Below are 25507 nucleotides of genomic sequence, written 5' to 3'. Positions count from 1 at the left end.
ACTTTAATCAGTGGCGCTGTTACGGGCTGTGAGGTTCCCGCCTATCTCCCTTACTTTTCTCCGAATCTTGAGATGGTAGACTTACTCCCCCTTAATAACGGAATAAAAAGAACACCTTTTTAGGTGCTCTTCTTTCATTAATATGTAAATGTAATGGTCGCTAATGAATATCCTGCCATCGCACTATATGGCGCAACTTGATAAGAAACGTGCTTTGCACCTTTCGGCCAGGAAATTTCATTTAATGCTCGGTTAATATCTTGCATTGTTCCATCCATTGATTGTTTATAACGTAGTTCTACTTTTTGTGGCTTCGCTGCAAATTCTTTCTGTAATTTTTGCTTTAATTCATTATAATTATTAGCGCCGTATTGTGTAGATAAATACACTAAATTCGTATCTTTTAGCATTTGGTTATATACAGCCGTTTTTGCACTACCTGCTTTTATTTTATTTATTAATTCATCATAGTAATTTGTAGTTGCTGCTGGATACTTGCTACGGTCCCATTCATGATCTTTGCTCATTTGCTCATCTGTCATATTGTAATATGAGTATGTTACACGCCCTGCTTTATCAGGAACTGGATCATCAAACGTAGTATCTAAATGATACCATTTTCCCTCAATCTTTACTAAATTCCAGGCATGAGCTTGTCCGTTTCCTTTACCAGTGACAAAACGTGTTTGAATCCCTGCTTGCTGCATCAATTGATATGTTAATAGTGTGTATCCTTGGCAAACAGCAGAACGATTTGCTAAAGCTTCATATGCTGTATATGCTTGATAAGAAGTATCATAAGAAACATGTTTCACCACATAATCATGAATCGCTTTCACCTTTTCATGTTCATCCATGCCAGCCTTAATAATTGTGTTAACAATTGCTTTTGCTTGCGCCTTTACATATTGTGTTTGTTCCTTTGACTCACGATAAGAGATATGTAATGTAAACGTATAATTTCCTGGTAATCCACGTATAGAATATCTTGTACTTGCAATATTGTATTTTATATACTCATCTGCATCTACTATTTTATTATATTCTTGATAAAGCATATTCATTACAGATCGAGCATCGCTTTCTTTCGTATTATATTTTAATGTAATATTTTCTTCTTGATTATTAATCTTCTGTTTTAACTCTCGTTTAAAATCTTCCAACAACTTGGCCTCTGTTGATGGAGCTACAATTGATTGATTTGATGCTGCATAAGATATCGAAGGGACTTGTAAACCACCAATCATAATTGTTGAGCAAAGTGCAGCAGCTGTTATATATTTGTTTGTCTTTTTCATTCTTGTTAATCCTCCTTATGTAAAAATATACAACAAAGCTTTCATATATTTATAGAGTATACAATAGTTTGTGAAAAATAAAATATGAGATTATGCATATTTATTAATTGCCATTTTAATATTATTAAAGGGAGTTTCCTCAATATTTCATGAAAATAAAAAAAACAATAGCATAACAAAGTAAACTACTGCTTCTTTTAACTAACATGTTTGTAATATGCAACACGCATTTTCAAAACGACGATGTTTTAAGTCTTCATTTCCAATCAGAAATAAAGCATTCTTAAATCTCCCCACATCATATTACAATTGTTATAATCTGAATCTACTTGGAATAAAAGGACCATATCATGCCGGTTTATCCCAATATACTCTCCAGCTTCTTGAAAGACATCATTTTGTACAGAAAAAGGTTCCCCAAACACTTGATGATTATCATCATGATCTGGAATTAATTCTTCAAATAGCTGTAAAAATCGATCGGAATCCTCTTCATCTTCAGTAAATAACTCAGGTAGCTTATAGGTCGATTCAAATGATATTTCACATTGTGTAAATCCCTCTTCTATATGCTCCGTTCTTTTCAGTTGATCAACTGAAACATCATAATAAAGGACACGTCCAGCTCCTTGGAAATCTCCCTCTTCCTTAAAATGACTTTCATAACAAAAGAAATAGAGCATTCCTGTTCGAGGTAAATTATGCTTGAAATCTATATTTTTTAAATCTGCTACGTCAACTAACTCACCACTTATCGTTGGGCTATGCCCTTCACACGATTGAAGTAGGAGATATCCTTGCCGAATACAAATGAAACTGCGCAATAAATTGCAACAGCTCTCCTTTATAAATTGGATATTCGAATGATACAGGCCCATCTGGAACTTCTCCCATTTTAGACTGTTCAATTTCCAACTTATCTTTTTATCTCAGTACTACTTTTATACAAGGAAATATCGTATCCATTAATTCCTGTTTTAAATGTGTTAAATCATACTTTTCCATTAATGATTCAATTTGGGGCTTCATAAATTCTCCCTCAGTCATGTACTTATCCGTATCATAGCATATATATCGTAGTAAATTCATCTTCAAAAATAATATGTCATAAAAAACGGGCTTGCCTCCTATACGCGAACAAGTTTTACAAAGCATAGTATACAGTGTTCCTACAAACACGATACCTCATCATTTCTCTAAGAAACGTTCTATTTATTTTGATTTTTAAAAGGAGGCTTTCCACATGGGTTACGGATATGGCGGTGGCTATGGTTGCGGATATGGCGGCTTCGCTTTATTAATCGTTTTATTTATCCTTCTAATCATTATTGGAGCTAGCTGTTGGGGCGGCTTCGTTGGTTGCTAAGTAATTTGCAAAAACTATTGTAAAAAAGCACGTGATCTACGTGCTTTTTTGCTACCCCAAATCTTTACATGGAAAGGAATTATTTTTTCATGAAAATTGATGGTGTGTTTGAAGGTGGAGGAGTTCGTGGAATCGCACATGTAGGTGCCATTTGCGCATTGAATGAGCGCGGCTACTCTTTCGAACGTGTTGCTGGTACATCAGCAGGTGCCATTATCGCCGCTCTACTAGCAGCTGGTTACTCCTGTACAGAATTAAAAGATATAATAAGTACTTTAGATTATTATCAATTTACAAAAAAAACGTTACTTGATAAAATCCCAGTAATCGGAAAAGGATTAAGTGCATGGACTCGATTAGGAGTTTACTCCAATATTTTTTTAGAAGAATGGTTAGACGATTTATTACGTAAAAAAGGGATTTATTTTTTTAGTGATTTACCTAATCTGAAAAACTTAAAGATTATCGCTTCAGATATAAGCAACGGGAAAATGGTTATCTTTCCTGACGATCTACCAAACTATGGTTTTCCAAATTATCGTTTTTCGATTGCGAAAGCGGTTAGAATGAGCGGAACCATTCCCTTCTTTTTCGAGCCCATAAAGTGGAAAACACCAAAGTGGAAACAACCTTGTTACATGGTGGATGGCGGAATCTTAAGCAATTATCCGATTTGGATTTTCGATTCGCCAACGCTGCCTCGCTGGCCTACCTTTGGATTTCACTTTGTAAAAGATGAAATTCAAGCAGAACCCGTTCTTTACAAAGAACCCCTTTCAATGTTTAAAGGATTATTTAAAACAATGATGCAGGCGCATGATTTACGCCATTTAGATAAAGAAGCAAAGGCAAGAACAATTAAAATTCCAACCGGTACGATTACAAGTACCAACTTTCAATTAACTACCGCTGAAAAAGGTTGGCTGTATCAATCTGGATTCGATGCTGCTACTACGTTTTTACAAACTTGGAACTTTAAAAGATATATTAACCAATATCGAAGTGGAAATCAAAAAAGAAAAACATATCATTCACAAAACAAATTAGATTTATAATCTTTGTTCATTTCAATAAGCCTAATACATACTCATTATATTAGGCTTATTTACAATTAAATATTTTTTCAATGAAGCACCCTGTTATCACTTCTGAATTAAGGATATTCCAATCCTTCTGCCTCTTTAGCTGAAATTACTACATACCGCTCTCCTGTTCTCAATCCTAATAGCTCTGCCTTTTCAATTGCTTCTTGCTTTGTCTCTGCATAAGCTGCTAAATATTTCGTCCCGGCAATTACTTGACAAATAACAAATTGTTTCATACTTTCCTCCTTTTTTCATTTTACTTCTTGTTGCTGTACAAGAAGGATCTACTCTATACTGCCGCCCTTCTCTTGGCTAACAACATCCCTTTATATCTTTTATTGTATATGGGATAGATTATCTAGAAAAGTAGAAACCTAAAAGAGTTACATAACAAATAAGCAATTTCCTAAAAAAATAAATATTTTTCGCTATGTAATCTACATACCATTTTGCCTACAATCGGTATGATAGGAGCAAACTCCATTCAATATGAAGGGACATAAATGTAGATTTTCCATTTTTATTTATTGGGTTTGGTTTATCGGGCTCGCTCTTGCGGGGAGACCATTGAAACGAATGGATTCATTAGGAAAAATAAAGTTTCGAGAATTATTATATGGGGCATTTCTCTTTATATGGTAAAACAACTCATCTTTTCGCTACTTCTAAACAGACAGCGAGAATGATTATCATCCCTATTTAGAAGCCCTGATAAAAATTTTCATTCTATCAGGGCTTCTATACCTTTATTTACTTTTAACATACATAACAAAAGAAATTGGATAACCATTTAGCATTACTCCTATTCTGCCAATTCTTATACGAAGATATCCGTACTATTTAATGGAATTTGTATGTCTTACATCAAAAAAGAAAGGAAGATTTCTTCCTTTCTCCTTTTACGCTCCACTTTTAGCGATTGTATCCTCCACCAAGTTGCTGTTCTGCCATCGCTACAAGACGTTTTGTAATTTCACCACCTACAGAACCATTTGCACGTGAAGACGCATCAGCTCCAAGTTGTACACCAAATTCTTGTGCAATTTCATATTTCATTTGATCAAGAGCTGCTTGAGCTCCATTTGAAGCGAATTGATTAGAATTACGATTTCTAGCCATTGTCGTCACCTCCTTTATATATTAAAATGCAAAGAATCATGTTTTTTTATTCACCTTATTTTCAACATTTTTTACCATTGAGAATCAATTCATGTACAAACATAAAAATTTGAACTACATACAATTAAAATGTTAAAAATAGATTTTCTTACAACAGAGTTAAATTTTCATACAGATCTCTAATATCCCTCCAACAATATGCCGTCTCTTCTACACCCCATTTCTCTATCATTTTTGTATCTACTCGCTCTGGCTCGAATTTTTCATAAAAAAGTTTTGAAGGATTATTTGACACAACCCACACCAGTACGGAATGGATATCATATTTAATGAATTCGGAAATCATCATTTGAAATAATCGTTGTCCAATTTTATATCCTTGATATTCTTTTATTAAATAAACCGCATATAATTCACCATCACAACTATAATTTCCAGTTCTTTCCCCACCCCCATCAATGAATCCTACAATTTCCCCGTCTGTTGTTTCTGCAACATATCGATATTGTTTAGAAATATTTTGTTTAAAAATATTTTCCCACTGTTTTTCTCGACGCCTATATGTCATATTCTCTAAAATCTCCTTAGGTAACAATCCACTATATGTTGTTCTCCAACTATCAACGTGTACTTTTGCGATACTAGGAATATCTTCTTTTCGTGCTATTCTAATCTTTATTTGCATTTCTTTCCCACCTTTTGTACTTATAACGATTTAGTCTATAAAAAATAAATGATTGTAAGCTCCATCCATTTTTCTATATCATTTATTTTCGACAATGACTCTTAACAATCCTATGTATACAACTTCTTTCGTTTTCTCTGAACATTAAATGAAGATCTTATCAACCGGTAACGAGGTACAAAAATTGTCCCAAATAAAAAAAGGATGATATTCGTCACCCTTCTTTGCTCTTCTTATCTACTTTCCACTTCAACTGAAACGATATGATCAATTTCTTTTAAAGTACCATATAACTCTGTTGTATATAAATCCTCCGGTACCAATATCACCATCTCTAATTTTTGTGATGTACCATTCTCAATGTCTTTTATTTTAACTCGTTTCACTTGCATATTTAAATTTTTTATTTGCTTAAAAATTCCATCTAACTCTCTGTGCTCATTTACAATAATTCTTATAGATAAATCTTTTTGTCTTAACGAATAAGGACCAGCAATTTTAATAAGTTGAGGCATTACATTAATTGCTAATATAATTAAAACCATAGCTACTGTCGCTTGTATATAAAAACCAGCCCCAATTGCGATCCCTAAAGCTGACGCTGCCCATACCATAGAGGCTGTAGTTAATCCAGAGATTACATCATTATTTCTGCGTAAAATGACCCCTGCCCCTAAAAAACCAACACCACTTACAATTTGAGCTGCTAAGCGCATTGGATCCATATTAGTATGCCCTGGCGAAGAATATACATTTACTGATTCAATCGAAACCATTGTAATTAAACAACTTGCTACCGAAATAACCATACTTGTTTTTACACCAAGCGGCTTATTCTTAAGCTGCCTATCAACTCCAATAAATAAACCTAAAAAAAGCGCTAAGCCTAATTTCAGTAAAAATTCATATGACATATTTCATTCTCCTTACTTATATGATGCTCATCATTTTATATGTTAAACATCATCTTTCTCTAAAGAATAAACTATAACTCTTTTATAGTATGGATTCCAGTCTTTTCTATAAAGAAAACGAAAAAAGTCGAAAAAATATGTATATATTTTTTCGACTTTTTTCATTATTTATCTTTCTTTCCTTCTTTTATCTTAATATTGGCATTTTTATAAAAGGCTACTTTTCCTTCATTATATTCTTTTGTATATTGGTTAAATTTCTCTCTCTCTTTTTGAATTTCTTCGCTCAATGTATTAAAAGCCTTTACTTTTTCGCCAATTTCTTTTAATTTTGTTTCTTTTACTTTCAATTTCTCATATAATTCTTTTTCAATTGTCAATGCCTGCTTATAACTTTCATTCATCTTTTTGAAAGATTCATAACGATTTTTATAAGCTTCATTTACTTTCTTTGCCTGTTTTTGAATTTTTTTATCTTCAATTTTATCTGCATAATCTGGAACAGATTTTATCTCTTTTTGCGCTTTTTCAAGCAAATCTTTTTCATTTGTAATTATTTTCTCTCGTTCATCTACATTTGCAACCGCTTGGTCAATTTTTTGAATAACCGCTTCATTATGCTCTTTTCCTTCTTTCATAATTTGAGCATATAATTCTTGGTCTTGCTTCTCTAACTTTTCTAATTTTTTCACATCATCAGAAAGCATCTTTTCTTGCTTTGCTGCGTTTTCAAAGGCAACAAAAATGTTTTCTTCTGGCTTCTCACCAAAACAACCAGATAATAATCCTACTGATAATGCTCCAACAAGTGCTACTTTTCTATAAATCACTTTCCATTCCTCCATCAAATACGGTTATCATGCCAAAAATTCACCGGGAAGTGATTTTCTTCATGATACGCTTCAAATTCATACCCTTTTTCTTTTAGTCCTTTTATAATTGCTGGAACAGCTGCAACAGATTGCGGATGAATATCGTGCATTAAAATCACTTCTTGATCATTTGTTGCACCAGCAAGTACATTTTGCGCAATTTTAGCTGCTGCTGCATCGACTGGCATCTTGTTGTATTTCCAGTCTAAAGAATCAATTGTCCAATCCCATACTTTTAAGTCAGCTTCAACCACTTTGTTACGAAGCGCTTCATTTAGCCCTGGCATTGATCCATACGGTGGACGTGTTAATTTAGGATATTGTCCAATAATATCTGCTATTAATCTTTGATTCTCTTTCATTTCCTTTACGTATTCACCATTTGTATATAACTTTTTAAAGTTATGTGTCATGCTATGCATACCTACATAATGACCTTCTTCCTTTTCACGCTTTACTAAATCAGGATATTGTTTTACATTTGCACCAATTAAGAAAAATGTAGCTTTCGCATCATTTTGTTTCAAAATCTTTAACAACTCTGCTGTATATTTTCCTGGTCCATCATCGAAAGTAAGATATGCAACCTTTCTCACTTGACCATTAAATTTACTTGGCGCTGTTTTTTTTAGTTCAACTTTTCCTTGTTCGCTTGCTAGCTGCACCGGGTTCTCTTGCTTAGCTACAGTTGTCGCTGGCGAAGTAATCGATTGAAACATAAAATAGCCGACCGCAATTGCAATAATCGCTACCATTACTACGACAATACGTTTTACTTTTAAAGCATTATCCATTCTATCATTCCTTCTCTCTATTAATTTTATATATAAATTACCAAATGTAATTATACACGTATTCATTTGATTGTAACGATAAAAAGACAAATATAGAATAAATTTTAACGAAATTGTTATACCGATTTCTTTTTACTCTCAACATATTATACCTATAAATCTACAATTCTTCATAATCACTCATTAGACTTTCACGTAAAACACAACTCGCATCTACCTTTCTTGTTTCTCTCTGAATCCTAAGGAAGAGTGTAAACTGTTATTAATCTGATACAAAAAAGGATGGCAAATACCACCCTTTTCATCTAATTTTGAGTTAATTTGATGCAATGCCTAGGTGTTCATTTAATGTTTTCGAAATCTCTTTTACATTTTTCTCATTTGGCATATAATAATAAATTCCACGAATACGTTTATCTGTCCCTTCTACTTGTATTTTGTCCATTTGCCAATCGGATTCAGCCATATTTTTTGCAATCGAAAGCATATCATCAAATGTTAAATTCGTTTTCATACCATTATCAATTGCAGTTAATAATGAACTCATTTTACTAATAGATTGAGCTGAAAACGCTTTTTTCGCAATAGCTTCAATGACAAGTTGTTGTCTTTGCCCACGCATTGCATCACTATCAATTTTACGTGTTCTCGCTAATGCGAGAGCTTGTTCTCCATTTAAATGTTGATACCCTTTTTCTAAATGAATCATACCTGCTTGGTCTTTACTGTCTTGTTCTGTAAACGTTACAGGCACATCCACATCAATGCCTCCAAGTGAATCAACAATTCTCATAAACGAATCAAAATTAAATTTCACATAATAATCTACTGGAACATCTAAAAATCGTTCAACAGTATCTCTTGTACTTTCAACACCACCAAATACATGAGCATGTGCAATTTTATCTAATTTCTTTCTTGATGGAATATATACACGTGAATCACGTGGAATACTTACTAATTTCACAGTTTTATTATCTTTATTAATAGTAGCCAATAAAAGCGCATCGGTACGAACTGCTTCTCCATACTGACTTTCTCTTACATCACTACCATCTACACCCATAATTAAAATTGAAACGTTATCCTTTAGTGGTTCAACTTCCTTATCACGTTTCGTTGATTTATCAATTTGTTCATATGCTTTATTTGCAACTGCTTTCGCTTTATTATATATAACAGAACCATATCCAATGCCTCCCAAAAGAAGCAAAAACAATGAAATGAAAATGATCCATTTAAATGATTTTCTTTTAAAGCGTCTCTGTTTACTTCTTGTATTATGATGTTCTAATTCAGAGCTCATGTTCACTCTCCTCTCTTTCTTTTTTTAGTATACTTCATGTATAGTAAACTTCCTATTGAAATTCATTTCATTCACCTTACATTTTTGTAAGGTTTCACTTCAAAAAATGCAAAATGAATATATTTCACTTCACATTATACTCTCGTATTTTCTTTTGACAAGGTAAAAAACTCCTTTTAACAAAGTAAGAAATACTACTTTAAAAAAATTTACAATCATAAAAGTTAAAAACTTTTTATCATACTTTATAATATGTAATGGAATATCTTTATTTTCCACACTTCCTGTTTCTATATCTCCCCCATACACATACAAAACGTTTATTACAAAAATGTAATAATAAAAAAAGAAAGCTAGTACACGGCCAGCTTTCTCTCCTCACGATTTTCCTTTTTCTGTTTTCACATATTTAATGCTAATTATCTGTTCACTGATATGTCCATATTTACGACTACTCCCTCGTAATCAATCTCCAGTTCACACACCTCTATCTTTGGAAAGACTTTCATTAACTGTTCAGCAATCTCCTGACGATTTTCATATGGGGTTAAAATGAAGAGAGATGGCCCTGCCCCACTTAGTGCTGTTCCATATGCTCCAAATCGCTTCGCATATTCACGAACAGAAGGTAGAAGAGGAACCAATTGCGAACGATACGGCTCATGAAATAAATCTCGTTCCATCATTTCACCAACTATTTCCCATTTCTTTTCACATAGTGCTGCCACTAATACGTTACTAATCGAGCTTGCACGAACAGCATGATGAAATGAAAATGTTTCAGGTAGCACGAAACGACTTTCATTTGTATTTAGTTCTTCATCTGGTATTACAGAAATAACTCCTAATTCTTTACTTTCAATCCGAACAACGGATACATGCCCCTCATCTATTGCACCAATGACTGTTCCTCCTAAAATAGAAGCTGCTACATTATCCGGGTGCCCCTCAAACTTTGTAGCAAGATGAATTTTTTCGTCTGTTGTTAAGTGTAACGCTCCTAACTGATTCGCTAGTTCAATTCCAGCAACAATGGCAGAAGCACTGCTTCCTAATCCTCTTGTAAGTGGAATATTACTTATGACTTCTATTATATGAGAAGGTAACGATGGGCATACTTGAAGGGCCGTACTTATAATTAAATTGCTATCATCGTTTGGAACGGATTGGTCAAATGGATGTATAACATACCAATGCGGCACTTCTTCCTTCACAATAACTTCTAAATATAAAGATAGTGCCATCCCTACAGAATCAAAACCAGGGCCTATATTTGCTGTACTCGCTGGAACACGAATTTTAAATGGTATCACGAAATAATCACTCCCTTAATATGACCTTTCATTTGTTCTAAATCATTTGAGATATTTGTAATTTGTAATGAATTCGAGGAGATTGCGATATCCGGATCTTTCAAACCATTTCCTGTTAATACAGCGACGACTGTCTCTCCTTGACGAATTTTACCTAATTGAACATGTTTAATGATCCCCGCTAAAGAAGCGTTGGAACCTGGTTCAGCAAACACTCCTTCTGTTCTCGCTAGCAATTGATAAGCCTTTACAATCTCTTCATCCGATACCATATCAATTTCACCGTTCGACTGTTCAGCAGCCTCCACTGCATAATGCCAGCTTGCAGGATTGCCAATTCGAATTGCAGTTGCAATTGTTTCTGGTCCTTCAATGACATGACCTTTTACAATCGCTGCTGCACCTTCCGCTTCAAACCCATGGATTCTTGGTTTTTTATACCCTTTCTCTTTCTCGTATTCACAAAAACCTTTCCAATATGCAGTAATATTCCCAGCATTTCCAACTGGAATAGCAAGAACATCTGGCGCTTTTTGCAACTGATCACAAATTTCAAACGCAGCTGTTTTCTGCCCTTCAATCCGATACGGATTAACAGAGTTTACTAATGTAATAGACTCTTCGGCCGCGATTTGTCGCACTGCTCGCAGCGCATCATCAAAATTTCCTTCTATCGAAATAATTTCTGCACCATATGCAAACGCCTGTGCTAACTTTCCATGAGCAATTTTACCTTCCGGTATAACGATAATACATTTCATTCCAAGGCGAGCCGCATATGCTGCTGCAGATGCCGAAGTATTCCCTGTCGAAGCACAAATAATGGCTTTTGAACCCATCTCTTTTGCTTTTGCAACTGCCATTACCATACCGCGATCTTTAAACGAACCGGTTGGATTTGCTCCTTCATATTTTCCGTATAAACATATCCCTAATTTTTCAGAGATATTTTCAAGCGGAATAAGCGGTGTATTTCCCTCCATCAAACTAACCTCTGGTGTATTGTGGCTCACAGGTAAATAAGAAGCATATTGTTTTAATAACCCTTTATACATATTGTTTTTCCTCCTCAATACTGTAGTAACTTTTTATTTCACTTGCGACATCCTCTAATAACTGTAAGACTTGTGAAAATTGATATTTGGAAGTTTGATGCGTTACAATTACAATTTCTGCAAATTCTTTATTTATTGGTAATTGTATAATTTCTTCGAAACTAACAGAACAATTCTCGAAACATTCTGTCACTTTATGGAACATCCCTGGTTCATCACGTAATATAATACGCAAGAAATATTTTGAAACAATATCTTTATCTTGTTTTAATTCATATGGCTCCATTTCTTTACATACATCTTGATTTTGCACCTCTTGGTTCATTTTTTTAACAATAGCTACAATATCACTTACTACAGCAGAACCTGTCGGCAACTTGCCTGCACCTGGTCCGTAAAACATGACTTCTCCAACTGCTTGACCATGTACGTATACAGCATTAAACTCATTATTTACACTTGACAGAGGATGTTTGCTCGGCAATAAAGTAGGTGCAACGCTTAAATGAATTGCTGAACCTTCTCTTTCTGCTTTCCCAATCAGTTTCATTGTAAACCCTAGTTTTTCTGCTATTTCCAAATCTTCTTTTCCAATATTCCGAATACCGCGAACATAGACCTCATCTAAAGACACATTCATTGAAAATCCTAAATTAGCAAGAATAGCTACTTTTCTTGCTGCATCTAGCCCATCTACATCTGCTGTAGGATCTGATTCTGCAAACCCTAACCTCTTTGCTTCTTGCAACGCTTCTTCATAAGACCAGCCATTTTGACTCATCTTTGTTAAAATATAATTTGTTGTTCCATTCAAAATTCCCATCATCTTTTCAATATGATCTGAAGCTAATCCATCAGCAAGTCCTCTTAATATTGGAATTCCACCTGCTACACTCGCTTCATAAAGCAACTCACAATGATTCTCGTTTGCAAGTTGTAGTAATTCTGCTCCATGTACAGCCATCAAATCTTTATTAGCAGTTACAACATGCTTCTTATATTGCAACGCTTTTATAATATGCTCTTTTGCTTCTTGAATCCCGCCCATTACCTCTACAACAATATCAATATCTGCATCATGTAAAAGTTCTTCGGCCTCTCTTGTAACAATAATTCCCTTGATAGAAACATCTCGTTCTTTTTCTAAATCCCGCACAACAACTGTTTTTACCTTCACTTCACTCCCTGTCTCAAGACCAATCTTCTTACCATGTTCCTGTAAAATTTGAACGACGCCACTTCCAACAGTTCCTAGTCCTAATACTCCAACATGTACAACACGATTCATCTTTCAATCTCCTCTCAAATTTGAAAATAAACAATCTGTTCTTTTCTTATTTGCTTTCTATACATGCTAGCGGTTCTTTCCGTACATATAACCAGCATCATATACAGCACCTCCTTTCAAAGTTATAAAAAAACACACTCATCCCTAGTAAAGGGACGAATGTGTTTTCGTGGTTCCACCCTTGTTCCAATCTAGATACGTTTTCTTTCTAGATTGCTCAAGTTCAGATAACGGCTGAGACCGCCAATAATTACTAGATTTCTCGTTCACTATTGAAGTTCAAAGGTGGTAAGATCATTTCTCGTGTTAGGAAGCTCACAGCCTTAGACTTCCCTCTCTGCAAACCGTAAAAATCATCTTGTGTCCTTATCATTACTTTTCCATTCATATTTATTTGTTAACTCATTTTTGTTAACTCATTATACGCGTATACAAAACAAAATCAATATATTTTTGATTTTGTTTATTTTCAATCGATTTAATCCAAAAAAACACACTCATCCCTAGTAAAGGGACGAATGTGTTTTCGTGGTTCCACCCTTGTTCCAATCTAGGCACGTTTTCTTTCTAGATTGCTCAAGTTCAGATAACGGCTGAGACCGCCAATAATTACTAGATTTCTCGTTCACTATTGAAGTTCAAAGGTGGTAAGATCATTTCTCGTGTTAGGAAGCTCACAGCCTTAGACTTCCTTCTCTGCAAACCGTAAAAATCATCTTGTGTCCTTATCATTACTTTTTCGTTCATGTTTATTTGTTAATTTATTATAGTTATGAAAATGTAAAAAAACAACCCTTTTTTCTTTATTTTTTCAAAATTTCATACAATTGATACGTAATAAAATATATAGAAAGGGGAATTAAAATGGTTAACGATATTCCATAGGAACAGAGAAAAAATCGGCAATAAACTTCGGGATGACGTACATCGCGACGGCGACTGGCATGAAATATTTCATTGCTGGTTTGTAGAAAAGAACAAGAAAGATATGTTTTTATATTTCCAATTGCGCTCTAAAAACAAAAAAGATTTTCCTGGCAAGTGGGATATTATATCAGGAGGACACATTATGCACAATGAAGATGTAAAAATGGGGGCCTTCGTGAAATAAGCGAAGAAGTAGGACTTTCCTTGCAGACAACTGATTTAATATATAAAGGAATCTTTTCAACCCACAAAAATGGCGTCCATGATCCTCTTTCTCTCTTTCCTTTGCACATGATTATGAGTAGTAGCATGTAGCACATCAGAATTTCTATAAAAATAGTTTTCATAATACGGTATATTTACATACAGCATATAAATATTTCTATCCAAAGAAGTATTTACTTAAAAAGGGGCATCATTTTAAATGGCTATGCATCATACATAATCAAAAACCTCCCTAACATTTTATATACCTTCCCTCTATACTTTGTTAGAGAAATGGTCATCATCCGTAAATAAAAATAGGATTTCTACTCCATTACAGAATAGAAATCCCATTTGGATTTTATATTCTCTCTTCTTATGGATTAGTAGACCAAAGCCCTGCTGATTTAATAAATGTACGCTTATTTAACTTCAACTGCGCTACGATAAATTCCGCAATATCTTCAGCTTGCATTACTTTATCTGAGTTACCGTCTGTTAATCCTAATTCTACTGCCATATCTGTTGCTACTGTACTTGGTGTTAACGCTGTGACACGAATGTTATGTTTACGAACTTCCATTGCTAATGATTCTGTTAAACCAAGAACACCAAATTTTGATGCACTATATGCACTTGTTACTGGCGCACCTTTTTGCCCAGCTGTAGACGAAATATTAATAATATCGCCAGATTGTTGCTCAATCATGCTTGGTAAAGCTGCACGAGTTACATAATATACACCCATTAAGTTAACTTGAATTATTTTTTCCCAATCAGCTACATCTAGTTCTAAGAATTTACCGAATTTAGAAATACCTGCATTATTAATTAAAATGTCAATAGAACCTAATCCATCTTTTAACGTTGCAATAGCAGTTGTAACTTCCTCATATGAAGACACATCAGCAGTAGCAATAACAGCTTTTACCCCTTCTGCTTCTACTTCTTTTGCAACGGCCTTTAAATTCTCTTCAGAACGCGCTAATAGACCAACATTTACACCTTCTTTTGCTAAAGCGATTGCTACAGCACGACCGATTCCGCGGCCTGCTCCTGTAATTAACGCATTTTTGCCTTGTAATAATTCTGCCAAATAAAACACTCCTCAATCTATGTTGCTTATTTCATATCATGAATTCTATATGCATATGATAAAAAATGCAATGATGCACTTTAACGTGCGTAGGTTACTTATAAGTAACTATAAACAATTTATTAAACCTGAAATTCCCCCTTCAACCTTTCCTACTTCGCAATTCAAATATATTGAACTCCCACCTACTTCTACATGAGCTGGAGATGGGAGTCTTACTTTCCTAAAATAGCGAGATAAATTATAAATATCTCCATTCCTTGAAAGAGGTATTTCTTTGCAAATAAATAAGTAAATTTCACCTTAACCATTTTCATGATTTATACGCACAGTTTTTACTAGAGTCTGAAAATGAAAAAAGCCTTCCGAGTTTCCTCGGAAAGCCTTTTTTATCATAATGATACTATCTCTTATTATGCTTTTGTATACCCTAATAGATGCTTACTCCAGTAAGAGTTATTTACTGAACTAATTCTTACACCAGTTTCATCAGTTTCTGCACTAATGAATTGACCGTTTCCTAAATAAACACCCATGTGTGAAGGACCAGCCTTATAAGTATTGGCAAAGTATACTAAATCGCCTGGTTGTGGATTACTTGTTTTTGTCTTAGAGCTCCAGTAACCTGCAACTGTTTGACGAGGGCCGCTATGCCCTGTTTGTTTTAATACATAGTAAATAAAGCCACTGCAGTCAAACCCAGCAGGTGTTGTACCAGCTGTTCTATATGGAGAGCCATTTAAAGATCTTGCAAATGCGGCAACTGATGATGTATTACCTGTTGGTGCAGCCGATTTTTGTGTTTGAGTTGTTTCTTGACTTGCACCTGTATTTGTATTCGCGGCTCCACCTTTTACGAATTTCACATAGTCTGCACTTACATACCCTGTTCTTCCGTTATGATTTATTTTATACCAACCATTTTCTACACCAGTTACTTGTAGCACTTGACCTCTTGTTACACCACCAATAACAGCATTATATGTAGCAGGACCTGTACGTACTTTTAAAGCGCCTGTATTTACTACATATGCTCCACCAGTTTGAAGTGCCACACTATTGTTTGCAGCTGGTTTCTCTGTTTGGCTAGATACAGCTGTCCCACCTTTTGTTACGAAGTCTTTACTTATGTATCCAGTTCCACCATTGTAGTTAACCTTAAACCAATCTTGTACTTCCCCTACAACTTGTACCACTTTTCCTTTATGTACAGAACCTAAAACAGGATGAGATGTACTTGGGCCTGTACGTACATTAAGTGAAGATACATTCACTGTGTAGTTGCCTGTTCCTTGTTGAACAGCAGTACCTTTTGTTCCACCAGTTGTTACAAAATCGCCACTTACATAGCCTGCTTTACCATTTACATTTACTTTAAACCAACCGTTTTCTTCACCAGTTACTTGTAATACTTGACCTTCTGTTACTTTAGAAATAATGTTATGTTCTGTACCAGCCCCTGAACGAACATTCAATACATCAGCTGTTACTGTATATTTTAGTTCAGAAGGTGTTTCAGATACGTTGTTTGTTTTAGTTGTTTGTTGTTGAGTTTGTCCATTGATTTCCTTTAACGCATCAGATGTAACTTGTGCATGAGCAGAGTCCATTCCAGGAACTGCTACACCAGCTACGGATGCTGCTGCCAAACCTGCAATTACTTTCTTCATAAGTTATTTTTACTTCCTTTCCCTACTACCCTCTTTAAAAAAATGAACTTAATAATCTACAATTTTCTTAAAATTGAATGCGCATTAAGTTTCATTTTTTGACAAGAGCTTTATTTTTCACACGTCGTTTATTGTAAAACATTGACGTGAATTTTGTGTGAACTTTGTGTGAACTTTTTTGAGATGATAAGATAAGTTGAAACAATCACTAAACGTATTCAATTGCTATCTCATTCAAAAAGTTCATTCTATAAGTCACTCTTACATCATGACAAAAATCGAATGATTTATCAACTATATAATATTTTGAAATACTATATTTCTTTTAACATAGTACCTTTTCGTTTAAATGACACTCCCCTCTACCTCTACATGAGCGAAAGCGGAGGTGCATCATGAACATTTTCGTAAAAAACGTTCATGATACATTCTTGATTTTTTATAGAAGATACAATTTAAACATGTTAAAATAACTATTACATATAGAAACCATAGGAGGCTCTTATTCATGGCTTACGTGATTGACCAACATTCTAAACAGCACAATGAAATTTACTATGCATGTATGTGTCTATTATCCGTATTAACATTCCGAAAAATTCTAACGATTGAACAAAAAAAGAAAAATTTAAAATATGCTATGACTCACGATTGGAATGATATAAACAAAGATAACATTTATAAATTATGAATCTTCTTATACAAAAAAGGACTACATATTTTCTGTAATTCTTTTTTCATTATATTAATACATTCGAAAGGAACTATCGTTAATGAAAGTTTTCGCATTACATATAGACAGATTATTACAAACAAGCGAATTTCATACTTTAATGAAGCACATTTCACCAGAACGAATTACAAAAATCAATCAGCTTGTTTTTCCTAAGGATAAACATCGTTCCTTACTTAGTGAAATTTTTGTCAGATTCATTATTCAAGAGGAACTTCATCTCCCAAATCACAACATTACATTTCAAGTTGGACCGTACGGAAAACCTTTTGTCGAAAATCTTCCTTCCTTTCATTTTAATATATCTCATTCTGGTAATTGGATTGTATGTGCAATAGATTGTCATCCGATCGGAATTGATATTGAAAAAATAGCACCGATAGACTATAGCATAGCAAAACATTTCTTCTGTTATGAAGAATATGAAGATTTAATGGCGAAAATAGAACCTGAACGAATGGCTTACTTTTATCACTTATGGACTATAAAAGAAAGTTTTGTAAAGCAGTCTGGTGCAGGTTTAACCGTTCCCTTGCATTCATTTTCAATTTCAATTGATTCATCTCAAAACGTTCATATACGAACTATCGAAAAAACAAATCCTGTTTGTATCGAAATTCTTCACATAGGCACTGGCTATAAATCTGCAGTCTGCTCTTATAAAAAGAATAAGCCTACTAAAATTACATATATAAAATTGGAAGACCTTCTTTTTTATACGCCTTTCTCACGCTGCAAATTCTTTTTACCCGACTAGCGACTGTCTCATGTATTTCTAGTGAATCGAGGATGTTCACTTTTTCAAATAAGATGTTTCTTCATGTTCTTTTCTCTCATTAACGAATTCAAATCCATAAGACATTAATTTATGTGTTTCAGTGAACCGTTTTGTTTGACTCTTTGTTCCCATAACAACTGTAATAATACGTTTATCTCCCTGTTTTGCTGTTCCTGTGAAACAATATCCTGCACTATCAGTAAAGCCTGTTTTTAATCCATCTATTCCTTCTATATGAAGGTTTTTATTGGCTGTATTTAACATTTCATTTGTGCTTGTAACAGAAATATTTTTAAAAGCTAATTGGCTGCGACGTAAATGTGTTACCTCTAATATTTCTGGATACTCTTTAATAAGATGATACGCCAACTTTGCAACATCAGCAGCTGGCATCTTCGTCTCACGTCCATCTGGTTCTTGTAGACCAGACGCATTAGCAAACTTCGTTTTATTAGAAAGTTCCAAATCCTTCGCTTTTTGATTCATAATTTGAACAAAGTTTTTTTCTGTCTTTGCCATATGTTCTGCCAAAGCAACTGCTGCATTATTCGCGGATTGAATCATTAAAGCATGGAATAAATCTTTCACCGTTACTACATCATTCATTTGTAACGGAATTTTAGCACCTTCCGTTTGTGCTGATTTTGCACTTATTTTCACTTGATCTTCCCAATGCACTTTTCCCTTATGTATATTTTCTAAAAGTAAATATGCGGTCATCATTTTTGACATACTCGCTGGAGCAAACGTTTCATTTTCATTATTTTGATAAATTACTTCTCCATCGCTTGCATCAATAATAATCGCTGCTTTTGCTTCCACAACCGGGAGATATTTTTGCGGAATGACTTTTTCCGATACACCCAACTTTGGCAACTCTGCCACTTGAAGAGGTGGTCCTTCTATTAGAGGATTTTCTTTTGCTTTTGCAATATCTCTATCATCTTTTCCTAAACCTTCATGGAAAACGAACCAACATATACCGAAAATAACGGCTAATAGTATTGTTACTCTTCCCCACCTTAACCTTTTCATCGCTAAACTCCTTTTAATCTATCAAATTATCATTTCAGATTTAACCTTATCAACAATGCCTTCATACCGTCAAGGTAAAAAAGTCCTAACATACTAATACAAACCATACACACTGCGTCAGGTCAATTGTAAACTATTTATTCTACACATTTTTTATAAAATAGAAGATATGTACAAACCAAAACCATGTTATTTAATAGAATATAGTACACCTTAACAAAAGGAGGGATTACGATATGGCACATCGTAGTAACAGAGGGCCGATCTTTGAATTACTCTCAGGATTAAATCCTGGAACAGATGTAGAAGATGTTTTTATCAACGGCCTAGAAGAAGCAGTTGATGCTTTTGCTTCATTTGATAGAAGAAGCGGCCTTGCAACTTTTTCAAAAGGAAATGGAGAGATTTTAGTAGTTGATTATCGTAAAATTGATGCTATTGAATTCAACTAATCATTAACATCACTCTCTAATTATCTACTCATGCTAAGCATTTTTATTTTGCTTAGCATGTTTTCATGAAATGAATTCTATTTATGAGGAAACAACTTTCTTTTAGAAAAAAGAGAGTTGTTTCCTCATATTGTTTTCCCACATAAGACATGATACTATATACTTTGGAATGTGAATGGACAAACATTCTATATCATAAAGAAGATAATGAAATTCATTCGCTTCAAATTAATGTATTTACATGTAAAAGAGAGTGAATATATGAAACCGACTATAAAAAATTATATCTTTTTACATGCTGCTTTCTTACTATATTCGATTATCATGGTTTATATGAAATGGGCAGCTAAATTCCCGATTGCATCTATTGGCTTTTTTGTCGCCTACTTCGGACTTATCGTATTTTTATTTGGCTATGCTATTATTTGGCAACAAGTCATTAAACACTTTGAAATATCTAGAGCATACTCACACCGAGGTATTATTATATTATGGTCTATGCTATGGTCTGTTCTCCTATTCGGCGATACAATCAAGTGGAATCATATACTTGGTGCGGCTATTATTATCGTTGGAATTGTGGTGGTGACAAAAGATGAATAATTACATGTTACTATTTATTTTTGGTATCATTTTAGCCAATTACTCACAGATTTTATTAAAAAAAGCAACATTACAAAAATACGACTCTAAACTAAGAGAATATGTCAACCACTATGTTATGATCGGGTATTCTTTGTTTGTTATGAATGCTGGCTTAAATGTCATTGCATTAAAAGGCTTGCCTTTAAAACAAGCATCTGCCTTAGAATCACTAAGCTATCTTATTATTTTAGTATTTAGCTGGTACTTCTTAGGCGAAAAAATTACAAAAAGAAAGCTCATTGGTAACCTTATTATTGTCATCGGTGTTGTCATTTATTGTATACAATAATAAATATAGCCATACAAAAAGTCCGTTATTGAAAACGGACTTTTTTGTACTCTTACACTTATTCCCCTATATTTTGAATCTTATTTTTTAACTCTTGAACTTGTTGAACTGTCTGCATAAACTCTGAATCTTTAAATTGTTCTAGATCCACTTTACCTTTCTCAATCTTTTTCATTGTTTCATCAATCCATGTACTTAACGTTTCATTATATCCAACAATCTGCTCATGCATTTCTTTTGCTACATCCGGCGGCGTTAATTTATTAAAGCTTGAAATATCCTTTTGAATCTCTTCTAACTTATTCTCTAACTCTTTTCTTGAGGCGCTATCATTGATCGCTTTTTTCGCTAACTCTGGTGCCTCATTTGCAAACTGACTGACTTCGTTTATATAGTCCGTTGTCTTTTGTGCATATTCAACGGAGTTTTTCCCCCCTTCAATCATCGAGCAACCTGTTAATCCGATTAAGAGTACGGCTAAAAATGATAAAACTCTTTTGATTGCCATTGTTTTATCTCTCCCTTATCTTCATGGATTTACCACATACATTCATTTTATGTATTCTAGTAAAACGTCTCTTTCCCTTGTTAATTGGCTATAAAAATATTTTTTTACATATGTTTATTACATCTTCTAACTCTAAATGGACTCCCTCCTTCGTTTAGAGAAAGAGAGCTTCTCGGTTATAGCATTCCCTTCGTACACTCTCCTCTCGTTTAAACTTATATGTTTTCACTGCAGACTTTCACAAGTTAAACATTGCAAGTTATGAACACACTTCATTCTATTCATAACTTGTAGCTTTTATATAGAGTGAAGCTTTCATCAATAGAGACTTCCTCTCCACTCAGTTTTTTTTACATACAACTACTCCTACCTATTTCTTCACCTAAACATGATTTTCTACCATTTCTAATTCTTTTTTGATTTGATTTTGATTGAATCCCTCACCTATCATAACCAAATTAGTTGGAAAGCCAAAGTCTTGTTCCAATAAGGTTGGTACTCCAAACGAATATTGCAATAAGTGTGGATACTTATTCCCATGAAATTTCACAAAGCCTTTCACACGATAAATACAATCAGGTAATGTTGATAACCATTCATATAATCTTTCTTGATCGATTGGTGTCGTAAATTGATATGTCATTGTTTGAATATGCAAATGCTGTTTCACATGCAATGTCTCATGCTCTTCCTTGCTTCTAAACTCAGCTTTTTCTATATGAGCTAAAGATATATTACAATACTTTGTTTCATACAATTTAGCATGCTGATTTATAGTCCGTACCTCTTCTACAAGCTTGTTCTTATCCTCTTCTGTGAGTAAGTCTACTTTGTTTATAAGAATATGACTTCCATATTTTATTTGTTCTTGTAATAACTGCTGAACGTTTGCACTTAATACACTTCGATTTAACCACCTTACTCCATCTAAAACGACTATAATTGATTTCACCTCAAGAAAAGGAGCTAAAATCGGTGAGATACATGCATCTAATACTTCAATTGGGTGAGCTACTCCCGTTGTTTCTATGTAAATGACATCCGGCTTTTCTTGTTGATATAAAGAATGTAACTGGATTTCAAGCTCTTCTTTTAATGTACAACAAATACAACCTTTTAGTAGCTCCCTTAAAACATTCTCTTTCCCAATAATATCTGTATCTACTGAGTATTCACCTATTTCATTCATTAAAACAGCAACTTTTCTATTCTTTTTCTTTTCTGCTAATAATAGGTTTTGAAGCAATGTTGATTTTCCGCTTCCTAAAAACCCACCTAATATATGAATTTCTACTTTTTTCATTTCATCGACCATCCATTTCTCTACTCTAATCTTCTCAAAACGTAATAATTACGATTTATATTCATTATTTTATTAAAAGAAGTATGTTTTGTAAACGAAACTGTCTCATTCACCTCGTATGTAACTCGAACTCTAGACTCACTCGCACTTTGTACCCATCCCCCATTATCTCATACTATTTGCAACTATATCAATTACACCATCTGAATAATGATCGCTTAACAAAGAACCTAATGAATATCTTTTTTGTAATGTCATAAACTAGATGAGAATCTGTATAAGCAGAGTCCATTTGTACATATCAAAATTATTGAAATAGCGAGGAATTGGTATATGAAAAAAGGTATTAATCGTGTTGTATTAGTGGGAACTGGAGCGGTAGGATGTAGTTATGCTTACTGTATGATTAACCAAGGCGTTGCTGAAGAATTTAGTTTAGTTGATGTAAATGAAGCGAAAGCAGAAGGAGAAGCAATGGACTTAAGTCATGCGGTTCCTTTCGCTCCAGCACCGACAAGAGTTTGGAAAGGAAGCTACGAAGATTGCAAAGATGCCGACCTTGTTGTAATCACTGCTGGTTTACCACAAAAGCCAGGTGAAACTCGTTTAGATTTAGTTGAAAAGAATGCAAAAATTTTCAAACAAATTGTACGTAGTATTATGGATAATGGATTTGATGGCCTCTTCTTAATTGCTACGAATCCTGTAGACATTTTAACTTATGTAACATGGAAAGAGTCAGGATTACCAAAGGAACGTGTCATCGGTTCTGGTACGACTTTAGATTCTGCACGTTTCCGATATATGTTAGGAGAATATTTCAACGTTGCTCCTCATAATATTCATGCTTATATCATTGGTGAACATGGTGACACAGAACTTCCGGTTTGGAGTCACGTATCAGTTGGTGTTCAAAAACTACAAACGATTTTAGACAAAGATAATGAACATAATCAAGAAGAATTAGATAAAATCTTCATTAAAGTTCGCGATGCTGCCTATCATATTATTGAACGTAAAGGCGCTACGTATTACGGCATTGGCATGTCTCTGTTGCGCATTACAAAAGCAATTTTAAACAATGAAAACAGCGTATTAACAGTCTCTGCTTACTTGGATGGACAATATGGACAAAAAGACGTCTATATCGGTGTGCCTGCTGTTCTAAACCGCCAAGGTGTTCGCGAAGTATTAGAAGTTGAATTAAATGCGCAAGAAGAATTACAATTCGATCATTCTGTTCAAGTATTAAAAGAAACAATGGCTCCTGTTCTTTAATCGAGAATCAGCTACATGTATCGTAATCAAAAAACGCTTGGGGATGAAGCGTTTTTTGTAAATTTGTTAAAATAGAGAGTGAATACTAGAAATGAAAGTAGCAATTTGATCGTACTTAAATACTCTCCATCGATATCCTTTAAGTAAACGGACTCTCGCTTATGTTCGGGAGTCCGTTTTTACGTATTTTTATACATTCAAACGTCTAGGTGTGTTTTCGTTCGCTGGAAACATACGTATTCTTTTCATTTCTTAACTATTCTTCATCATTTACTTCAAATACATCTAATAAGAAAATAAAGATTGGAATTCCGATAATAAGACCCCATATTCCTAAAAAATGCTCTGAGAAGATTAAAATCATAAATGTATAGAAAATGGGTAAGTTCGTTTTTGCAGACATAAATTTTGGATTTAAAAAATAACTTTCAAGAGCATGAATAACCGTAATCACAATTAATATGTATACAACGTACATTATTCCACCGATATTGTAGGCAATGATACAAAGTGGAAACAATGAAATAATAACACCAGCAACAGGAATTAAGCCAAGTAAAAAAATCATAATTGCTAATACGAGAAGCTGGGGAAATCCTAAAAAAACAAGTGCAATGACCGTGAGAATACAATTTACGATCGCAATTAAAAACTGTGCTTCAATCACTTTTCCAAATGACCGTGCAAACCGTTGAGAAAAATAGGCAATTTCTTCATAAAAAATCTTTAATTTACTCTCTTTAAATTTAGACGTAAACGTAATAATTCGTTCTTTTTCTAGCAAGAAAAATAAACTTAAAATAAGAGATAATAAAATTTGCAAGCTAACTTTTCCAATGTTCGCCACAGACTGGTAAATGACATCTACACCTTGTTCAATATATTTTGATACTTCCATTTGATTAATTGTTGAAAGTACATATTTAATGATCTCATTATCAGGTGGATGCTGAAAAAACAGTTTAAACTGATAAATTAACTGAGAAATTTGTATCGTTAATACCGGCAAATATTTATATAATGTTGTGACAATAAACGTTACTAAAACACTATATAAACAAGCAATCACTACTTTTCGATTTATTTTTAACTTGTTTGAAATAAATCGTTGAAATCGATCCATTAAAAAAGTCAGAATAAAGGTGATTAATATTAAATTAATCATACTTTTTAATCCATATAATAAAAACGCTAATATGACGAATACAATGAATCGTTGAAATCCTCTACTTTGAAAAAAGTTTTTTACTTGAATCATGACAAATTACTCTCCCCCTTCAATGGATTGATATTCATATATTGAAATACAGGTCTATCTATTGCCATATTACTACATATTATGAATTCCTGTAGACAATCTTTCTCATAAATTGAAAAGAATCCTCTTTTTTCTTTATCTTTTCATTACTTATTCATGATATCTATACACATTCTTTTTCGTAAATAGCTCGCTTGGCGAGAATTCATCATCAGTGGAAAATGAAGCACTCACTA

The 25507-nt window shown here is 33.8% G+C and carries 25 protein-coding genes, 2 pseudogenes and 2 other annotated features; of the genes and pseudogenes, 9 read left to right on the top strand and 18 right to left on the bottom strand.

Annotated elements, in window-relative coordinates; translation table 11 throughout:
- Positions 1-137 precede the first annotated feature (137 nt).
- Both MR059_RS02410 and MR059_RS02405 read right to left on the bottom strand, forming a co-directional pair.
- Complete coding sequence (locus MR059_RS02410) at positions 138-1298, bottom strand: transglutaminase domain-containing protein (protein ID WP_087098486.1); 1161 nt, start codon at positions 1296-1298, stop codon at positions 138-140.
- A 201-nt stretch (positions 1299-1499) separates the two neighbouring features.
- Positions 1500-2327, bottom strand: a pseudogene (locus MR059_RS02405) (DUF1963 domain-containing protein).
- A gap of 214 nt (positions 2328-2541) precedes the next feature.
- On the opposite strand from MR059_RS02405, the gene MR059_RS02400 reads away from it, so the two are divergent.
- A complete protein-coding gene (locus MR059_RS02400; RefSeq protein WP_041809642.1) occupies positions 2542-2664 on the top strand; it encodes a YjcZ family sporulation protein in 123 nt (40 codons plus the stop codon).
- A gap of 89 nt (positions 2665-2753) precedes the next feature.
- On the top strand, positions 2754-3719 hold the full coding sequence (locus tag MR059_RS02395) for a patatin-like phospholipase family protein (protein ID WP_087094811.1): 966 nt from the start codon (positions 2754-2756) through the stop codon (positions 3717-3719).
- Between the two features lie 98 nt (positions 3720-3817).
- On the opposite strand, the gene MR059_RS02390 is transcribed toward MR059_RS02395, so the two are convergent.
- From MR059_RS02390 to MR059_RS02345, 10 genes are all read right to left on the bottom strand, one after another.
- The gene (locus MR059_RS02390; RefSeq protein ID WP_012093994.1) at positions 3818-3985 is read right to left on the bottom strand and encodes a DUF3933 family protein; all 168 of its coding nucleotides are present in this window, start codon (positions 3983-3985) and stop codon (positions 3818-3820) included.
- A gap of 676 nt (positions 3986-4661) precedes the next feature.
- Positions 4662-4868, bottom strand: a complete 207-nt coding sequence (locus MR059_RS02385) for an alpha/beta-type small acid-soluble spore protein (protein WP_242161486.1) — start codon at positions 4866-4868, stop codon at positions 4662-4664.
- Between the two features lie 148 nt (positions 4869-5016).
- On the bottom strand, positions 5017-5553 hold the full coding sequence (locus MR059_RS02380) for a GNAT family N-acetyltransferase (RefSeq protein WP_087094810.1): 537 nt from the start codon (positions 5551-5553) through the stop codon (positions 5017-5019).
- A gap of 233 nt (positions 5554-5786) precedes the next feature.
- Entirely contained in the window at positions 5787-6467 is a 681-nt protein-coding gene (locus MR059_RS02375) for an MgtC/SapB family protein (RefSeq protein WP_242161484.1), read from the bottom strand.
- A 164-nt stretch (positions 6468-6631) separates the two neighbouring features.
- Positions 6632-7297: a YkyA family protein gene (locus tag MR059_RS02370; protein ID WP_012093990.1), complete on the bottom strand. Its 666-nt coding sequence runs from the start codon at positions 7295-7297 to the stop codon at positions 6632-6634.
- A 14-nt stretch (positions 7298-7311) separates the two neighbouring features.
- Positions 7312-8133 carry a peptidoglycan-N-acetylglucosamine deacetylase gene (locus MR059_RS02365; protein ID WP_012093989.1) on the bottom strand — a complete coding sequence of 274 codons (822 nt, stop codon included), beginning with the start codon at positions 8131-8133 and terminating at the stop codon, positions 7312-7314.
- A 316-nt stretch (positions 8134-8449) separates the two neighbouring features.
- Positions 8450-9439 (bottom strand): LCP family protein, encoded by a 990-nt coding sequence (locus MR059_RS02360; protein WP_012093988.1) that lies wholly within the window; start codon positions 9437-9439, stop codon positions 8450-8452.
- A 419-nt stretch (positions 9440-9858) separates the two neighbouring features.
- The gene (gene thrB / locus MR059_RS02355) at positions 9859-10752 is read right to left on the bottom strand and encodes a homoserine kinase (RefSeq protein WP_012093987.1); all 894 of its coding nucleotides are present in this window, start codon (positions 10750-10752) and stop codon (positions 9859-9861) included.
- Entirely contained in the window at positions 10749-11807 is a 1059-nt protein-coding gene (gene thrC, locus MR059_RS02350; protein ID WP_012093986.1) for a threonine synthase, read from the bottom strand. Before thrC ends, thrB begins: the two co-directional genes overlap by 4 nt.
- Complete coding sequence (locus MR059_RS02345; RefSeq protein ID WP_048722794.1) at positions 11800-13095, bottom strand: homoserine dehydrogenase; 1296 nt, start codon at positions 13093-13095, stop codon at positions 11800-11802. The genes thrC and MR059_RS02345 overlap by 8 nt, the downstream gene beginning before the upstream one ends.
- A 148-nt stretch (positions 13096-13243) precedes the next feature.
- Positions 13244-13477: a binding site (T-box leader), on the bottom strand.
- A 125-nt stretch (positions 13478-13602) separates the two neighbouring features.
- Positions 13603-13836, bottom strand: a binding site (T-box leader).
- Between the two features lie 133 nt (positions 13837-13969).
- Here MR059_RS02345 and MR059_RS02340 point away from each other — a divergent pair.
- Positions 13970-14262 (top strand): annotated as a pseudogene (locus MR059_RS02340) (NUDIX hydrolase); the annotation flags it as partial.
- Positions 14263-14602: 340 nt separating this feature from the next.
- On the opposite strand, the gene MR059_RS02335 reads toward MR059_RS02340, so the two are convergent.
- Together MR059_RS02335 and entFM are read right to left on the bottom strand one after the other, a co-directional pair.
- On the bottom strand, positions 14603-15322 hold the full coding sequence (locus tag MR059_RS02335) for a 3-ketoacyl-ACP reductase (protein ID WP_242161482.1): 720 nt from the start codon (positions 15320-15322) through the stop codon (positions 14603-14605).
- 413 nt (positions 15323-15735) lie between these two features.
- Complete coding sequence (gene entFM / locus MR059_RS02330; RefSeq protein ID WP_048722792.1) at positions 15736-16992, bottom strand: enterotoxin EntFM; 1257 nt, start codon at positions 16990-16992, stop codon at positions 15736-15738.
- Positions 16993-17500: 508 nt separating this feature from the next.
- Here entFM and MR059_RS02325 point away from each other — a divergent pair.
- Together MR059_RS02325 and MR059_RS02320 are read left to right on the top strand one after the other, a co-directional pair.
- Positions 17501-17683, top strand: coding sequence for a hypothetical protein (locus tag MR059_RS02325; protein WP_242161481.1), 183 nt, complete (start codon positions 17501-17503; stop codon positions 17681-17683).
- A gap of 82 nt (positions 17684-17765) precedes the next feature.
- Positions 17766-18482, top strand: a complete 717-nt coding sequence (locus MR059_RS02320; protein ID WP_012093981.1) for a 4'-phosphopantetheinyl transferase family protein — start codon at positions 17766-17768, stop codon at positions 18480-18482.
- 36 nt (positions 18483-18518) lie between these two features.
- On the opposite strand, the gene MR059_RS02315 is transcribed toward MR059_RS02320, so the two are convergent.
- The gene (locus MR059_RS02315) at positions 18519-19538 is read right to left on the bottom strand and encodes a D-alanyl-D-alanine carboxypeptidase family protein (RefSeq protein ID WP_048722787.1); all 1020 of its coding nucleotides are present in this window, start codon (positions 19536-19538) and stop codon (positions 18519-18521) included.
- Positions 19539-19774: 236 nt separating this feature from the next.
- Here MR059_RS02315 and MR059_RS02310 point away from each other — a divergent pair, with 236 nt between their 5' ends.
- The 3 genes from MR059_RS02310 (at position 19775) to MR059_RS02300 (ending at position 20924) form a co-directional block, all read left to right on the top strand.
- A complete protein-coding gene (locus MR059_RS02310; protein WP_012093979.1) occupies positions 19775-19990 on the top strand; it encodes a hypothetical protein in 216 nt (71 codons plus the stop codon).
- A 261-nt stretch (positions 19991-20251) separates the two neighbouring features.
- A complete protein-coding gene (locus MR059_RS02305) occupies positions 20252-20593 on the top strand; it encodes an EamA family transporter (protein ID WP_041810327.1) in 342 nt (113 codons plus the stop codon).
- Entirely contained in the window at positions 20586-20924 is a 339-nt protein-coding gene (locus MR059_RS02300; RefSeq protein ID WP_012093977.1) for an EamA family transporter, read from the top strand. The genes MR059_RS02305 and MR059_RS02300 overlap by 8 nt, the downstream gene beginning before the upstream one ends.
- 58 nt (positions 20925-20982) lie before the next feature.
- Here MR059_RS02300 and MR059_RS02295 read toward each other — a convergent pair whose 3' ends face one another.
- Both MR059_RS02295 and MR059_RS02290 read right to left on the bottom strand, forming a co-directional pair.
- Positions 20983-21432: a DUF6376 family protein gene (locus MR059_RS02295; RefSeq protein WP_012093976.1), complete on the bottom strand. Its 450-nt coding sequence runs from the start codon at positions 21430-21432 to the stop codon at positions 20983-20985.
- A 382-nt stretch (positions 21433-21814) separates the two neighbouring features.
- A complete protein-coding gene (locus MR059_RS02290; RefSeq protein WP_041810325.1) occupies positions 21815-22735 on the bottom strand; it encodes a CobW family GTP-binding protein in 921 nt (306 codons plus the stop codon).
- A gap of 333 nt (positions 22736-23068) precedes the next feature.
- On the opposite strand from MR059_RS02290, the gene MR059_RS02285 reads away from it, so the two are divergent.
- On the top strand, positions 23069-24013 hold the full coding sequence (locus MR059_RS02285) for an L-lactate dehydrogenase (RefSeq protein WP_242161479.1): 945 nt from the start codon (positions 23069-23071) through the stop codon (positions 24011-24013).
- Positions 24014-24269: 256 nt separating this feature from the next.
- On the opposite strand, the gene MR059_RS02280 is transcribed toward MR059_RS02285, so the two are convergent.
- The gene (locus MR059_RS02280) at positions 24270-25271 is read right to left on the bottom strand and encodes an AI-2E family transporter (protein ID WP_012093973.1); all 1002 of its coding nucleotides are present in this window, start codon (positions 25269-25271) and stop codon (positions 24270-24272) included.
- Positions 25272-25507: the final 236 nt, after the last annotated feature.

Origin of the sequence: Bacillus cereus group sp. BfR-BA-01522 (assembly GCF_022662635.1) — a bacterium.
GTDB lineage: Bacteria > Bacillota > Bacilli > Bacillales > Bacillaceae_G > Bacillus_A > Bacillus_A cytotoxicus.
Note: the sequence above shows the minus strand (reverse complement) of the source record. Positions and strands in the feature narration are given on the sequence as shown.

Bases quoted from the DNA above. Each gene is read 5' to 3' on its own strand.
- MR059_RS02410 (WP_087098486.1), bottom strand. From the start codon at position 1,298: ATGAAAAAGACAAACAAATATATAACAGCTGCTGCACTTTGCTCAACA.
- MR059_RS02400 (WP_041809642.1), top strand. From the start codon at position 2,542: ATGGGTTACGGATATGGCGGTGGCTATGGTTGCGGATATGGCGGCTTC.
- MR059_RS02395 (WP_087094811.1), top strand. From the start codon at position 2,754: ATGAAAATTGATGGTGTGTTTGAAGGTGGAGGAGTTCGTGGAATCGCA.
- MR059_RS02390 (WP_012093994.1), bottom strand. From the start codon at position 3,985: ATGAAACAATTTGTTATTTGTCAAGTAATTGCCGGGACGAAATATTTA.
- MR059_RS02385 (WP_242161486.1), bottom strand. From the start codon at position 4,868: ATGGCTAGAAATCGTAATTCTAATCAATTCGCTTCAAATGGAGCTCAA.
- MR059_RS02380 (WP_087094810.1), bottom strand. From the start codon at position 5,553: ATGCAAATAAAGATTAGAATAGCACGAAAAGAAGATATTCCTAGTATC.
- MR059_RS02375 (WP_242161484.1), bottom strand. From the start codon at position 6,467: ATGTCATATGAATTTTTACTGAAATTAGGCTTAGCGCTTTTTTTAGGT.
- MR059_RS02365 (WP_012093989.1), bottom strand. From the start codon at position 8,133: ATGGATAATGCTTTAAAAGTAAAACGTATTGTCGTAGTAATGGTAGCG.
- MR059_RS02360 (WP_012093988.1), bottom strand. From the start codon at position 9,439: ATGAGCTCTGAATTAGAACATCATAATACAAGAAGTAAACAGAGACGC.
- thrC (WP_012093986.1), bottom strand. From the start codon at position 11,807: ATGTATAAAGGGTTATTAAAACAATATGCTTCTTATTTACCTGTGAGC.
- MR059_RS02345 (WP_048722794.1), bottom strand. From the start codon at position 13,095: ATGAATCGTGTTGTACATGTTGGAGTATTAGGACTAGGAACTGTTGGA.
- entFM (WP_048722792.1), bottom strand. From the start codon at position 16,992: ATGAAGAAAGTAATTGCAGGTTTGGCAGCAGCATCCGTAGCTGGTGTA.
- MR059_RS02325 (WP_242161481.1), top strand. From the start codon at position 17,501: ATGGCTTACGTGATTGACCAACATTCTAAACAGCACAATGAAATTTAC.
- MR059_RS02320 (WP_012093981.1), top strand. From the start codon at position 17,766: ATGAAAGTTTTCGCATTACATATAGACAGATTATTACAAACAAGCGAA.
- MR059_RS02315 (WP_048722787.1), bottom strand. From the start codon at position 19,538: ATGAAAAGGTTAAGGTGGGGAAGAGTAACAATACTATTAGCCGTTATT.
- MR059_RS02310 (WP_012093979.1), top strand. From the start codon at position 19,775: ATGGCACATCGTAGTAACAGAGGGCCGATCTTTGAATTACTCTCAGGA.
- MR059_RS02305 (WP_041810327.1), top strand. From the start codon at position 20,252: ATGAAACCGACTATAAAAAATTATATCTTTTTACATGCTGCTTTCTTA.
- MR059_RS02300 (WP_012093977.1), top strand. From the start codon at position 20,586: ATGAATAATTACATGTTACTATTTATTTTTGGTATCATTTTAGCCAAT.
- MR059_RS02295 (WP_012093976.1), bottom strand. From the start codon at position 21,432: ATGGCAATCAAAAGAGTTTTATCATTTTTAGCCGTACTCTTAATCGGA.
- MR059_RS02290 (WP_041810325.1), bottom strand. From the start codon at position 22,735: ATGAAAAAAGTAGAAATTCATATATTAGGTGGGTTTTTAGGAAGCGGA.
- MR059_RS02285 (WP_242161479.1), top strand. From the start codon at position 23,069: ATGAAAAAAGGTATTAATCGTGTTGTATTAGTGGGAACTGGAGCGGTA.
- MR059_RS02280 (WP_012093973.1), bottom strand. From the start codon at position 25,271: ATGATTCAAGTAAAAAACTTTTTTCAAAGTAGAGGATTTCAACGATTC.